Below are 13,810 nucleotides of genomic sequence, written 5' to 3' on the forward strand. Positions count from 1 at the left end.
GTCGAACTCCTCAGTTCGCAAAATAAGTAAAAAGTGCAGCGACGATCAGTCCGATCGCACCAATGATAATTTCTCGGCGCCCCCTCTTGCGAACGGCCGCCATGTCATCCGGCGGGGTTGTGCCATAGGCCTGCCAACTCCGTCGTTGTTCAAAATAGGTCTCTTCACCGCTGGCGATGAAGGCGGCATTTTGTTCCGCAATTCGCCCCGAGCAGATCATGGCATAGACACCATAACCGATCGAGAAGAGCGAGATAGCTACCAGGAATGCCATGGTTAGATGCTCTTGCTCAACGTGGCGCGGGCCCAGCGTTGGGTGAACAGCGCCCCGCGCTGTTCAGGCCATGCCGGGGGCATGGCCGACCCAACACTCTCTCCCACAAGGGGAGAGGAAATTAAGGCGTCACTGGCAGGCGAGGCACTCGTCATAGTCGGTGGTCTCGCCGATCTCGAACTTGGGGGCGTCGATCGTGTTGTCCGCTTCCACGCCACCGGCGAAGCCGGCGCGCTGCACCGACTTGGAGCGCAGATAATAGAGCGACTTGATGCCCAGTTCCCAGGCGCGGAAGTGGAGCATCAGCAGATCCCACTTCTCGACATCGGCCGGGATGAACAGGTTCAGCGACTGGGCCTGGTCGATATAGGGGGTACGATCGGCCGCCAGTTCGAGCAGCCAGCGCTGGTCGATCTCGAAGCTGGTCTTGTACACATCCTTTTCTTCCTGGGTCAGGAAGTCGAGATGCTGGACCGAGCCGCCGCGTTCCAGGATCGAGTTCCACACGGCGCTCGAATCCTTAGCCTTTTCGACCAGCAGCTTTTCCAGATAGGGGTTCTTCACCGCAAAGCTGCCCGAGAGCGTCTTGTGGGTGTAGATGTTCGCCGGGATCGGCTCGATACAGGCCGAGGTGCCGCCGCAGATGATCGAGATCGACGCGGTCGGCGCGATCGCCATCTTGCAGGAGAAGCGCTCCATCACGCCCTGATCGGCGGCGTCGGGGCACGGCCCGCGCTCCTGCGCCAGCATCATCGACGCCTCGTTCACCTTGGCATTGATATGCTTGAAGATGCGCAGGTTCCACGACTTGGCCATGGCGCCTTCGAACGGGATGCCCCGTGCCTGCAGGAAGCTGTGGAAGCCCATGACGCCCAGGCCGACCGAGCGTTCGCGGCTGGCGCTATATTTGGCGCGGGCCATTTCCGGCGGGGCGCGGTCGATATAGTCCTGCAGCACATTGTCGAGGAAGCGCATGATGTCTTCCGCGAAGGTCGGATGATCCTTCCACTGATCCCAGGTTTCCAGGTTCATTGAGGAGAGGCAGCAGACCGCCGTGCGATCCTGGCCGAGATGGTCGCGACCCGTCGGCAGGGTGATTTCCGAACAGAGGTTCGACGTCGAGACCTTGAGCCCCAGGTCGCGGTGATGCTTGGGCATCATCCGGTTCACCGTGTCGGAGAAGACGATATAGGGTTCGCCGGTGGCGAGACGAACCTCGACCAGCTTCTGGAACAGCGCGCGAGCATTGACGGTGCCGCGCACCGACTGGTCCTTGGGGCTGCGCAGGTTGAAATCACTGCCGTCGCGCACCGCTTCCATGAACTCGTCGGTCAGCAGCACGCCATGGTGCAGGTTGAGCGCCTTGCGGTTGAAATCGCCGCTCGTCTTGCGGATTTCGAGGAACTCCTCGATCTCCGGGTGGGAGACGTCGAGATAGCAGGCGGCCGAGCCGCGACGCAGCGAGCCCTGGCTGATCGCCAAGGTCAGCGAATCCATCACGCGGACGAAGGGGATGATGCCGCTGGTCTTGCCGTTGAGGCCGACCGGCTCACCGATGCCGCGCACGCTGCCCCAATAGGTGCCGATGCCGCCGCCGCGCGAGGCGAGCCAGACATTCTCGTTCCAGGTGTTGACGATGCCTTCCAGGCTGTCGTCGACCGAGTTCAGATAGCAGCTGATCGGCAGGCCGCGGCCGGTGCCGCCGTTCGACAGCACGGGCGTTGCCGGCATGAACCAGAGCTTGGAGATATAGTCATAGACGCGCTGCGCATGGTCGGCATCGTCCGAATAGGCGGCGGCGACGCGGGCAAACAGATCCTGATAGCTCTCGCCGGGCAGCAGATAGCGATCGTTCAGCGTGTCCTTGCCGAATTCGGTCAGCAGCGCATCGCGCGACGAATCCGTCACGACATGAAAGCGACGCTCATGAATCTTGGACGACGCGGACTCGGTCGCCTTGCCCTTGGCAGCCTTGGGCTCGGCCTTGTCCACCAGATCCTCGATACGCTCGTCCATTACCGTCGCCACGTCGCCGTTTCCACCTTGTTCACTATCTCGAAAGTCCATGCGAGCCCCCGATTGTTCCTGTTCCGTTCGATTCGGTCCAGCAATGCCGGGGCGCACCCAGGCATCATAGCATGAACCCGATCGGGCCGGGACAGAAATGGGGTCAACCGATCCGATCGCAAGGACAAAAGCCCCATATCGCCGGAAGCAGGTCCGACAATGCAATCACAATCTATTGGGTGACCCCCTTGGTCCCGATACCACAGATAGTGCCACAGCCCCGCCGACACGCAAGAGGGTAAATGACAGTTCGGGGACTCGGTTCATCGACGCCGGGATTCGTTTCGTCGCTGACACGCCACCCCATAGCGCAACGACGCGCGGACTTCCAAGGGCCTTAGAAAAGACAAGGGGGGCCTATGAAATTAAAAAATAAATTTGCCTTGCCACGCAAATGCGCGCGTCGCGCGATTGGCGACAAAATCATGACATGGGGGCAGAGGCACGGACGCGACCACAATCTGTTGAATCGCTGCCTTTATCGTCCCCCTGCATATCGTCGCGCGATACGCTATGATGATGGGAAGGCAGGCGAATCCATCCGCAGCGATCGGGAGGCAGGCATGATCCTCTATTACCATCCCCTCTCCTCCTATTGCTGGAAGGTGCTGATCGCCTTCTACGAAAATGGCACGCCTTTCACCCCGCGCATCCTGGAGGATGAAGCGGCCCTGGCCGAATGGCAGGCGCTCTGGCCGCTCGGCAAATTCCCCGTGTTGCATGACCCGGTGCGCGGCGCGACGATCGCGGAGGCGAGCATCATCGTCGAATATCTGGGCCGGCACGAACCCGGCACCTTTCGCCCGATCCCGGTCGATGGCGATGCGGCGATCGAGGTGCGGCTGATGGACCGGTTGTTCGACAATTATGTGATGGGGCCGATGCAGGCGCTGGTGGCCGACCGGCTGCGGCCCGCGGATGCGCGCGATCCCCATGGCGTGGCCGCCAATGTGGCGGCGCTGCGCAGCATCTATGCGGTACTGGAGGATCGACTGGCGGGGCGGACCTGGGCAGCGGGCGATCATCTGTCGCTGGCCGACTGCGCGGCGGCGCCCTCGCTTTATTATGCCGACAGGATCGTGCCGCTGCGCGCCGGCCATCCGGTGCTGGGCGCCTATCTGAACCGGCTGGAGGCGCGGCCGAGCTTTGCGCGGGTGCTGCGCGAAATGCAGCCCTGGTGGCAGAATTTTCCCTTTGCCGACGGGCCGCTTGCGTCCTGAACCGCAACCCTCTTCTGGACTCATCGCCTCAAAGGCCTATAGCCCCGCCTTGCAGGGACCTGCCGTGCAGAGGCGGGCCGCAAGAATAGGGACCAGGGTAGATGACCGTCATCAAGACCGCCGACCTCATCGAGAGCGTCGCCGACGCACTCCAGTTCATTTCCTACTATCACCCGATGGATTATATCCGGGCACTGGGTAAGGCCTATGAGGCCGAAGCCAATCCGGCGGCGAAGGACGCCATCGCCCAGATCCTGACCAACAGCCGCATGTGCGCCGAAGGGCATCGCCCGATCTGCCAGGACACCGGCATCGTCAATGTCTTCGTGAAGTGGGGCATGGAGTGCCGGCTGGACGACAATAGCCGGTCGATGCAGGAGGTGATCGATGAGGGCGTGCGCAAGGCGTACCTCAACCCCGAGAACCGCCTGCGCGCGTCGATCCTGAAGGATCCCGCTTTCAGCCGCCAGAACACCAAGGACAACACGCCCTGCGTGCTCAACGTGGAAATGGTGCCGGGTAACAAGGTGATCATCGACGTCGCGGCCAAGGGCGGCGGCAGCGAGAACAAGACCAAGTTCAAGATGATGAACCCCAGCGATTCGATCGTCGACTGGGTGCTGGAAATGGTGCCGCAGATGGGCGCGGGCTGGTGCCCGCCGGGCATGCTGGGCATCGGCATCGGTGGCACGGCGGAAAAGGCGGTGGCGCTGGCCAAGGAAAGCCTGATGGACCCGATCGACATGGGCGAGCTCAAGGCGCGCGGCCCGCAGAACAAGATCGAGGAACTGCGCATCGAGCTGTTCGACAAGGTCAATGCGCTGGGCATCGGCGCGCAGGGCCTGGGCGGCCTTGCCACCGTGCTCGACATCAAGATCCACGACTATCCCTGCCATGCGGCGGGCAAGCCGGCGGCGATGATCCCGAACTGCGCCGCGACCCGCCACGCGCATTTCACCCTCGACGGGTCCGGCCCGGCCTATCTGGAAGCGCCCAAGCTCAGTGAATGGCCGCAGGTCGACTGGAAGCCGAGCAAGGAAGCGATCCGCGTCGACCTCGACACGCTGACGCCGGAACAGGTGCAGGGCTGGAAGCATGGCGACCGCCTGCTGCTGAACGGCAAGATGCTGACCGGCCGCGACGCCGCGCACAAGCGGATCGCCGACATGCTGGAGAAGGGCGAGACCCTGCCGGTCGATTTCAAGGGCCGCGTGATTTACTATGTCGGCCCGGTCGATCCGGTGCGCGACGAAGTGGTCGGCCCGGCCGGCCCCACCACCGCGACGCGCATGGACAAGTTCATGGACATGATGCTGGAACAGGGCCTGGCCGCCTGCGTCGGCAAGGCCGAGCGCGGCCCGGCCGCCACCGACAGCATCGCCAAGCACAAGAGCGCCTATCTGATGGCGGTCGGCGGCGCGGCCTATCTGGTCGCCCGCGCGATCAAGGAAGCCAAGGTCGTGGGCTTCGAGGATCTGGGCATGGAAGCGATCTACGAGTTCACGGTGGAGGACATGCCCGTCACCGTCGCCGTCGATAGCGAAGGCCAGAATGTCCACCGCCTCGCCCCGCTGGTGTGGCAGGAAAAGATCAGGAAAGAGAAGCTGCTGGAGAAGGCATGAGCTTTCGGCCTTTTGGCACGAAGATAGACTTCTATTCTCCTCTGCCGCCGGACGAGTGCCGGCGGCGGTTGGAGGCAAAATTCGTACCCCGGTGGGAACGCCCTGCGGACCTGAGAGCACGAGGTAAATTTATAGGCCACATATTGGTGATGTGGCTTGGCGCATTCGACTGGATTAATCGCTCCTCAGAGCCAAAGCTCGTAGCAAAATTGCGACCGGAGATGGCTGGCACACGCATTGTGGGGCGATTGATACCGGGTATCCAATTTGTGCTATTCCTAGTTCCCATGACGGTCGGAGCGCTTTGGGGCAGCGTAGCGTTGATCATTTACCGACCAGATCATCCACCGGCTGACCCAATTATCTATACGGCCGTAAAGGCCATCACGGCCCTCATCCCCATAGGCATAGCTCTCGGCATTTGGTGGTTTGCGAGCAATGAGGGCAAATCTGGCCGACCGCTAATCTCTTTTCTCAAGCGCACATTATGCGTCGATGGCGGGACATCTAAGAAAACGATCTAGTCGACGAAGGCGCGCTATCATGTAGATGGCGCGCCTTCTCTGGTACCGATGATGTTTCTCGACTTCGCTCGAAACGAACGGAGAAAGGGCGCAGCCCCCTCCCCATGCTGCGCATGGGGAGGAATAGGACTTACTCTTACAGCTTGCCGCTCAAGGACACGCCGATGATGCGGGGTTCGTTGAACACCGGCGCCATATAGTTTTCGATCACGCCCTTCATATTCTTCTCGCCCGTGATGTTGCGGGCGAAGGCGGCGATCTCGTACTTGCCGTCCGGCGCGGTGTAGCCGATCTTCAGGCCGCCTTCGAAGTCGCCCTTCGAGTAGAACTCCTTCGTCTTGTAGAGGACGAAGTTGGTGTAGCCCTGGATGTTCCAGTCGGTCGCCGCGAAGATCTTGCCGCCATTGCCCAGCGGCACGTCATAACGAGCCGCGATGTTGGCAGTGTATTTCGGCGCGTTGGGCAGCGGGTTGCCGTCGATCTGGGCAAAGACGCCGCGCGCGTTGGTGACGGTCGGGTCTTCCACGGTGCAGACGACCACGCCGTTCAGCGTGCAGACCTGGGCATAGACATTCTTGTCGTTGATCTCGCTGTGCAGCAGGCTGAGGCCGGCCGACAAAGTGAGATTGTCGAACGGACGCGCTTCCAGATCGGCTTCCAGACCATAGGCCTTGGCGGCGTCGGCGTTGAACAACACGCCATTGCCGTTCACGTCATTGCCGTTGAGCTGGATGTCCTTCACCTTCCAGGCGAAGCCCGACAGGTTGAAGCGCAGGCGGTTGCCCAGCAGGTTGGTCTTGATGCCGCCTTCGTACGACATGATCGTTTCCGAATCCGCCGTGGTGAAGTCGCTGTTGAACACCGCCGAGCGGCCCTGGATGGTCGGGCCACGGAAGCCGCGCGCGACGCGGGCATAGAGGCTGACCTCGGGGCTGACTTCATACAGCGCGCTGACGTCCCAGCTCGGTTCCTTGCCGGTCAGCTTCACATAGCGACGGCCGGCATAGGTCGAGACGCCCGCCGCATTGGCGGTGGCGCGGACCAGACGGGTTTCCTTCGTGTCCTTGGTGTAGCGGCCGCCGGCGGTGATGGTCAGGCCCGGTACCACTTCGTAGCTCGCCTGGCCAAACAGGCCCCAGCTTTCATTCTTGTTGCGCAGACGCACCCAGTTGTTGGGATTGTTGGCGGTGCCGGTCAGGAAATAGGCGCGCTGGTAGAAATCGGTGGTGTCGCGGCTGTCGAAATACATGCCGCCAACCTGCCACTTGAAGGCGCTGTCGCCATTGCTGGCGAGGCGGACTTCCTGGGTCAGCTGGTCGAGATCGCGGACATTGCCCTGGCTCTGGCCGAAGCCGTTGGCCACGCCGTTCACCGGATAGTCCGCGCCCGCGCCGCCATCGGTGTCGCCACGGCTGTAGCCCGAGGTGGTTTCATAGGCGGTGATCGAGGTCAGGGTAACGGGGCCCATGTCGATCGCGATATTTTCCGACGCGCCATAGGTCTTGTAGGCCTGCGGGTTGTTCATCGCTTCATCGAGCGCGATCTTCGAGCGGGGTTCGCCCGACACGCTGTTGCTGCCCTTGGTGAGGCCGGCGCGGTGGAAGATGGTCGAGGTACCGTCATAGTCGCGGGCATGGACGCTGGTCAGCATCGAGACATTTTCGGTCGGCGTCATCAGCAGCTGAAGGCGCACGTCCTTCTCATTATAGCCGCCCATCGCGTCCTTCTTGGGGGACACGGTGCCGTCGGCGCTGGGGCCGGTGTAGGTGTTGTCGACCCAGTCGTCGCGATGCTGGTAGAGGGCCGAGACGCGGAAGGCGAGCTTATCCGCGACGATCGGGCCGCCGATGCCGCCGTCGAAGGTGACGGTGTTATAGCTGCCATAGCTGGCCTGGGCGCGACCTTCCCAATCCATCGACGGACGGATGGTGTCGAACTTGATGATGCCGGCCGTGGTGTTGCGGCCGAACAGCGAACCCTGCGGGCCGCGCAGCACTTCCACCTGGTTGACGTCGAACACCGGGTTCGACTTCAGCACGACATGTTCCAGCACGACATCGTCCTGGATGATCGACACCGGCTGCGATGCGCCGAGATAGAAGTCGATATTGCCCAGGCCGCGGATGTAGAAGCGCGGGAAGATGCGGCCGGTGGTGGTTTCGGCATAGAGGCCGGGCACGCGGGCGGCGAGTTCGAGAATGTCGCCGCCGCCGGCGGTCAGGTTGCGCAGCGCATCGCCCTGCACGACGCCAACCGAGACGGGCACCTTCTGCAGATTTTCCGAGCGGCGCTCGGCGGTCACGACGATCTCGTCGAGCTGGCCGGCGTCAGCGCCCGCTTCCTGCGCATGGGCGGCGCCACCAAGGGCGAGCGCACCGAAGGCCGAGGTCAGCAGCAGCGCCGACCGTGCGAAAGTGAATTTCGACAAGGTTATTCCCCGATAATATTGCTTTTGCGTCCGGGAAAGCGGCGCCCCTGCGCCTGCCGTCCGGGATGCCATCGCCGCTAGGCGCGATTTGTGGCGGGACGGTGACGCTCGCCCTGCCCAACATGGGAACATGTCGGAATATTGCCGAGCGTTGTAACAATGCAACACAATGCGATCCGCGCGCCAAGGTGACTGGCAAGCGTCATACACGCTTGTTATCGTCCCCGCTCATGACAGGGGAAATCGAAGCAGCGGGTGACGCGATCACCGGGGGCATGCTGGCACGGGCGGTCGAGCCAGGCCATGGGGAAGCCCATGAGGCCGGCCATGGCGCCTGCCTTAATTGCGGCACGGCGGTGACGGGCAATTATTGTCCCGAATGCGGCCAGGCCGCGCATCTGCATCGCAGCTTTGCCGCGATCGGCCATGACCTGGCCCATGGCGTGCTGCATTTCGAGGGCAAGATCTTCACCACCCTGCCCGAGCTGGCGCTGCGCCCCGGACAGCTGACGCGCCGCTATATCCATGGCGAGCGGGCCAAGTTCGTATCGCCCTTTGCCCTGTTCCTGTTCAGCGCCTTCCTGATGTACGCGATCTTCTCGCTGACCAGCCATCATGGGCCGGAAGGCGCGCGCAACCAGGTGAAGATGAACAGCGAGGCAATCGCCGAGCTGAAGAAGGAAGAGGAAAAGGCCGATGCCCGCATCGCCAAGGTGCAGGCGCAACTGGCCGAGCCGGGGATCAGCGCGAGCCGGCGCGAGACATTGCAGGAAAAACTGAAGGACGCGCAGGACGAGCGGAAGGGCCTGTCGCTGGCGAGCGGCCTGACCGACTCGCTGACCGGCGAAGGCGTCAACAAGAACGTCGCCGATACGGTCGGCAAGGCGATCAGCGCGGCGGCCAAGGATCCCGAATTCGCCTATTACAAGCTCAAGGCCAATGCCTATAAATTCTCCTGGCTGCTGATCGTCATATCGCTGCCTTTCCTGTGGCTGCTGTTCCCGTTCAGCCGCCGGTTCAAGATTTATGACCATGCGATCTATGTGACCTATTCGATCGCCTTCATGTCGCTGCTCTTCTCGCTGTCGATGATCCTGACGGCGGTCGGCATCACCCATGGGCTGGTGACGCTGGTGCTGCTGCTGTTCGCGGCCTGGCACATGTATCGCCAGTTCAAGGATGCCTATCAGCTTTCGCGCAGCGGCACCTTGCTGCGGCTGCCGCTGCTGTACGGCTTTGCCTGTGCGTCGCTGTCGCTGTTCTTCGCCTTCCTGATGATGATGGGGTGACGGGTCGCGTCCCTATTGTATAGGGCGCGCATGATTACGTCCCCGATCTGGTTGCCCGCCACCCTGATGGCCGGGGCCACGCAGGCCTGGCGCACCGCGGTGCAGCGGCGCGTGGGCAAGACGCTGTCGATCAATGCGGCGGGCCTGGTCCGCTATCTTTACGGCATTCCCTTCGCGCTGATCCTGCTTGGCGGCTATCAGCTGCTCTTCCCCGCGCCCTTCCCCGTGCTGGGCCGGCTGTTCCTACCCTTCTGCCTGGCCGGCGGGCTGGCCCAGATCATCGCCACCAATTTGCTGATCATGGCCTTTGGCCATCGCAATTTCGTCGTCGGCACCGCTTATTCCAAGACCGAGGCGGTGCAGGGGGCGATCCTGTCCTTCCTGCTGATGGGCGAGCGGCTGAGCGCGCTGACCTGCGCCGGCATCGGCTGCGGCGTCGCCGGCGTCATGCTGCTGTCGACCGGGGGCAAGCGGATGGGGCCGATGGATTTCCTGCGTGCGCTGGGCCAGCCGGCGGCGATCACCGGCATTGCATCGGGATTCTTCTTCGCACTGACCGCGATCGGCATCCGCCGCGCGACGCAGCAGGTGGGCGGGGGCGATCCGATCCATGCCGCGCTGATCGTGCTGAGCGTCACGGTGCTGCTGCAGACGCTGCTCCAGGGCGGCTATCTGGCGCTGCGCGAGCCGGGCGAGATGCGCAAGGTGTTCACCAGCTGGCGCGTGTCGGGCCAGGTCGGCTTCCTGTCGGCGATGGGATCGGCCTGCTGGTTCACCGGCTTTGCCACCGCGCCGGTCGCGCTGGTGCGGATCGTCGGCCAGATCGAGGTCGCCTTCACCATGGCGTTCGGCCATTTCTACCTGGGCGAACGGATGGCGCGCAGCGAGGCGATGGGGCTGATGCTGGTCGCCTGCGGTGTGGTTCTCGCGCTGCTGGGGGCGCTGTAGGGGGTGTGGGCCGGTGCGGAGGCATCATTCTGACGAAGCTGACATCCGTGTCAGTATGATAACCGATATTTTACCATCCATGGCTAGCCAGTTGCCGTGGGCACAGAAACGCAATCGGGAACCGTCGCACGAGCGGTAATGAAGGTCGCCAAATTATCCGGCGACCTGGGTATCCGTACGCTCGACCTTCAGGCAGACATCAGCGAACTCGCGGACCGGGTGACGCAGCAGGCGCGCACGATCGAGGCGATCAGCGGCGCCGCGTCGCAATTGTCGCGCGACGGCGAAAGCGTGTCGCTGGTCGGCCAGGACGCGCGCGAGAAGGCGGTCGCCGCCCGCGCGATCATCGATGATTCGGGACGGCAGCTGTCGACCGCGAACGGCAATTTCGTCGACCTGATCGAACAGGTGAGCCGCATCCATGCGCGCCTTGACGGCTTTGGCGAGGCGCTCAAGACCGTCGCCCATGTCACCAGCGTGATCAGCGGCATCGCCAGCCAGACCAATCTGCTCGCGCTCAACGCGACGATCGAGGCGGCACGGGCCGGCGACGCGGGGCGCGGCTTTGCCGTGGTCGCGGCCGAAGTGAAGAAGCTGGCGCAGGAAACGGCGAGCGCGACCCAGACGATCGAGCGGTCGATCGGCGCGCTGACCAGCGAGGCCGGCGGCATGCTGGACAGCATCACCCATGGCGCGCAGACCGCGCGCACGGCGCTGTCCGACACCAAGAATATCGAGGCGCTGGTCGACCGGCTGGGATCGCTGATGCAGGGCCTGTCGAGCAACAGCGAGGCGGTGGCCGAGCGGATCGCCTCCATGGTCGGTTCCGCCAGCGAGATCCGCACCGGCCTGTCTGCGCTGTCGAGCACGTCGGGCGACAATGCCGACGGCCTGCAACGGCTGTCTGGCCGGGTGTCGATCGCCAGCGACGATACCAACATGCTGCTGCAATATCTGGCGGAGAGCGGCGTCGACATTCCCGATTCGCCCTATATCCGGTTCAGCCTGACCGCCGCGCAGGCGGTGGGCCATGCAATCGAGCAGGCGCTGGATGACGGCCGCATCGGCGAGGCCGATGTCTTCAGCGAATATTATGCGCCGATCCGCGGCACCAATCCGCCGCAATTCACCCATCCGATCCAGCCGATCATGCAGGCCGAGGCGCGCGCGCAGCAGGAAGTGGCGCGCGGCTACAAGGGCTTGTTCGGCATGACCTTCACCGATCGCAACAGCTTCGGCGCGATCGCCATGCCGGAACGCGCGCTGCCCCAGCGGCCGGGCGACGAGAAATGGAATGCGGAATTTTCGCGCCAGGGCGTGGTGTTCGATTTCCCCGACACGCGCGAGCAGTGCAAGATCACCGAACCCTTCTGCATCAAGGCCTATCGCCGCCTGACCGCCGAGGGCGAGGTCATCCTGCTGAAGCAGGTAATCGCCTCCATCCATGTGCGCGGGCGTCATTGGGGCATCTTGCAAATGGCCTATAAGGATCAGGGCTGATCCGCGCCGCCCCGCGCGTCCGTTTCCTCCTATAAAAGAGGCTGCCCCGCAGCGACCATGGCCGCCCGCCCGATAGAGCAGGGCGGCCATTTTCCTGCCGATGGGGAGGCACGGATGAAGCGCATCGTGGTCTGTTGCGACGGCACCTGGAACGAGCCCGACCATAATGAGCAGGGCAAGCCCTGCCCGACCAATGTGGTGAAGCTGGCAAGCCTGATCCCCGCGATGGCGGAGGACGGCACGGCGCAGCGCGTCTTCTATCATAATGGCATCGGGTCGATGGCGTCGCGGACCAAGCGGCTGATCGACGGGGCCACCGGCTATGGCATCAGCCGCATCCTGCTGTCCTGCTATGCCTGGCTGGTGCGCACCTATCAGCCGGGCGACCAGCTCTATTTCTTCGGCTTCAGCCGGGGCGCCTATACCGCCCGGTCGCTGGCCGGTTTCGTGCGCAATTCCGGCATATTACGGCCCGAGCATGAAAGCCTGATCCCCGATGCCTTCGCGCTCTATCGTTCGCGCGACGGAACCCGCGCGCCACGATCGGAGGCGTCGCGCCTGTTCCGGCAAAGCTATGCCTGGTCCGACGGCACGCCGATCCGGTGCGTCGGCGTGTGGGACACGGTCGGGTCGCTGGGCGTGCCCAACACCTTGTTCCAGGGGATATTGAAGCATCTGTTCCGGGTGAACCGGGAATTTCACGACACCGACCTGTCATCGAGCGTCGCCTTCGCCTTTCATGCGGTGGCGATCGACGAGCATCGCAAGCCGTTCCTGCCGACATTGTGGACGATCCCCGAGGGGCAGGGCGCAGGCCAGCATGTCGAGCAATGCTGGTTCCCCGGCTGCCATGCCGATGTCGGCGGCGGCAATCCCGATTCCGCCCTGTCGGATATCGCACTGGAATGGATGGTGGCGCGCGCGCGGCTCGCGGGACTGGCGGTGGATGATCCGTTCGGGCTGGTGCCGCCCGGTTTCCCGCCGCACCATCCCGATCCGCTGGGCCCGGTCAGCGAATCCCAGACCTTCTTCTATCGCCTGTTCGGATCGGGCGAGCGTGCGATCGACGTGCCGCATGACGCCGGGCGGACCAATGAAGCCCTGTCCGATGCGGCGATCGAACGCTGGCACAAGCTGCCCGAATGGCGGCCGGCGGCGCTGGTCGACCTGGCGAAGCGCAAGCCCGACATGCTGCAGCCATAACACGCAAAAAGGGGCGGATCAGGGCCGGCCGGCGCCTGATCCGCCACCCCGTCGCATCAAGGGACGACGGGAAGCGATCCGGGCACGACGCCATATTGCTGCAGGCCCGACATGATCGCGTGGATCGCCAGCGCCGCCTGCAGCACCGCGATCATCCAGCCGAACGCCATCAGCGTTCCGGCGTGGATGAAGCCCAGCAACTGGCGGGCAAAGATCATCGCCAGAAAATCGGCCACCATCATGCCCAGGAAAATCCCGAACACGCCGGTCAGGAAGGTCAGGGTATCGCCAGCCACGGCCGCGAACAGCAGCAGCGCCACGATACCATAGGGCGTGATGATGATCGGGAAGGTCACCGGCGACATGGCCAGCCCCTTGGCCGAGGTCGGCGGCGCATCGGGCGCAGGGGCGTGCTGCGCATTCTTGACCGCCTCCAGCGCGCCGATCAGCAGCAGCACGCCGCCGGTCAGCAACAGATCGGGCGATGCGATCTGCCAATTCTGGCGCAGATTGTCGCCGATGAACAGGATGAGGAAGCCGACGGCCGTGGCGATCAGGGTCGACCGGAGCGCCAGCGCGCGCCGCTCCCCATCGGGCAACTGGCTGGTCAACTGGGCAAAGGCGGCGATCACCTTGATCGGTCCTAATGTGACGAAGAAGATGACCAGGACGAAACTCAGATCATTCATGGCACGCACCCCTATCTGCCGAACCATCGGATGCCGCAGTTCGGGC

At 63.4% G+C, this 13,810-nt stretch carries 10 protein-coding genes; 6 read left to right on the forward strand and 4 right to left on the reverse strand.

Features of this window, described 5'->3' with window-relative positions:
* Nucleotides 1-10 precede the first annotated feature (10 nt).
* Together A0U87_RS02360 and A0U87_RS02365 are read right to left on the reverse strand one after the other, a co-directional pair.
* Nucleotides 11-274, reverse strand: coding sequence for a hypothetical protein (locus A0U87_RS02360; protein ID WP_048936267.1), 264 nt, complete (start codon nt 272-274; stop codon nt 11-13).
* A gap of 129 nt (nt 275-403) precedes the next feature.
* The gene (locus A0U87_RS02365; RefSeq protein WP_010336832.1) at nt 404-2,290 is read right to left on the reverse strand and encodes a ribonucleoside-diphosphate reductase subunit alpha; all 1,887 of its coding nucleotides are present in this window, start codon (nt 2,288-2,290) and stop codon (nt 404-406) included.
* Between the two features lie 614 nt (nt 2,291-2,904).
* Here A0U87_RS02365 and A0U87_RS02370 point away from each other — a divergent pair.
* Nucleotides 2,905-3,561 carry a glutathione S-transferase family protein gene (locus A0U87_RS02370; RefSeq protein ID WP_048936443.1) on the forward strand — a complete coding sequence of 219 codons (657 nt, stop codon included), beginning with the start codon at nt 2,905-2,907 and terminating at the stop codon, nt 3,559-3,561.
* Nucleotides 3,562-3,662: 101 nt separating this feature from the next.
* Nucleotides 3,663-5,183: a fumarate hydratase gene (locus A0U87_RS02375; RefSeq protein WP_137405195.1), complete on the forward strand. Its 1,521-nt coding sequence runs from the start codon at nt 3,663-3,665 to the stop codon at nt 5,181-5,183.
* A gap of 660 nt (nt 5,184-5,843) precedes the next feature.
* Here the strand turns inward: A0U87_RS02375 and A0U87_RS02380 are convergent.
* Nucleotides 5,844-8,135 carry a TonB-dependent receptor gene (locus A0U87_RS02380; RefSeq protein WP_048936265.1) on the reverse strand — a complete coding sequence of 764 codons (2,292 nt, stop codon included), beginning with the start codon at nt 8,133-8,135 and terminating at the stop codon, nt 5,844-5,846.
* A gap of 230 nt (nt 8,136-8,365) precedes the next feature.
* Between A0U87_RS02380 and A0U87_RS02385 the strand changes: the two genes are divergently transcribed.
* From A0U87_RS02385 to A0U87_RS02400, 4 genes are all read left to right on the forward strand, one after another.
* Nucleotides 8,366-9,424, forward strand: a complete 1,059-nt coding sequence (locus A0U87_RS02385; protein WP_048936264.1) for a DUF3667 domain-containing protein — start codon at nt 8,366-8,368, stop codon at nt 9,422-9,424.
* Nucleotides 9,425-9,454: 30 nt separating this feature from the next.
* Complete coding sequence (locus A0U87_RS02390; RefSeq protein ID WP_048936263.1) at nt 9,455-10,372, forward strand: DMT family transporter; 918 nt, start codon at nt 9,455-9,457, stop codon at nt 10,370-10,372.
* Nucleotides 10,373-10,510: 138 nt separating this feature from the next.
* Nucleotides 10,511-11,872 (forward strand): methyl-accepting chemotaxis protein, encoded by a 1,362-nt coding sequence (locus A0U87_RS02395; protein WP_048936262.1) that lies wholly within the window; start codon nt 10,511-10,513, stop codon nt 11,870-11,872.
* A gap of 114 nt (nt 11,873-11,986) precedes the next feature.
* Complete coding sequence (locus A0U87_RS02400; protein ID WP_048936261.1) at nt 11,987-13,075, forward strand: DUF2235 domain-containing protein; 1,089 nt, start codon at nt 11,987-11,989, stop codon at nt 13,073-13,075.
* 56 nt (nt 13,076-13,131) lie between these two features.
* Here A0U87_RS02400 and A0U87_RS02405 read toward each other — a convergent pair whose 3' ends face one another.
* The gene (locus A0U87_RS02405) at nt 13,132-13,764 is read right to left on the reverse strand and encodes a MarC family protein (RefSeq protein WP_137405196.1); all 633 of its coding nucleotides are present in this window, start codon (nt 13,762-13,764) and stop codon (nt 13,132-13,134) included.
* Nucleotides 13,765-13,810: the final 46 nt, after the last annotated feature.

Source organism: Sphingobium sp. MP9-4, from assembly GCF_005281675.1.
GTDB lineage: Bacteria > Pseudomonadota > Alphaproteobacteria > Sphingomonadales > Sphingomonadaceae > Sphingobium > Sphingobium yanoikuyae.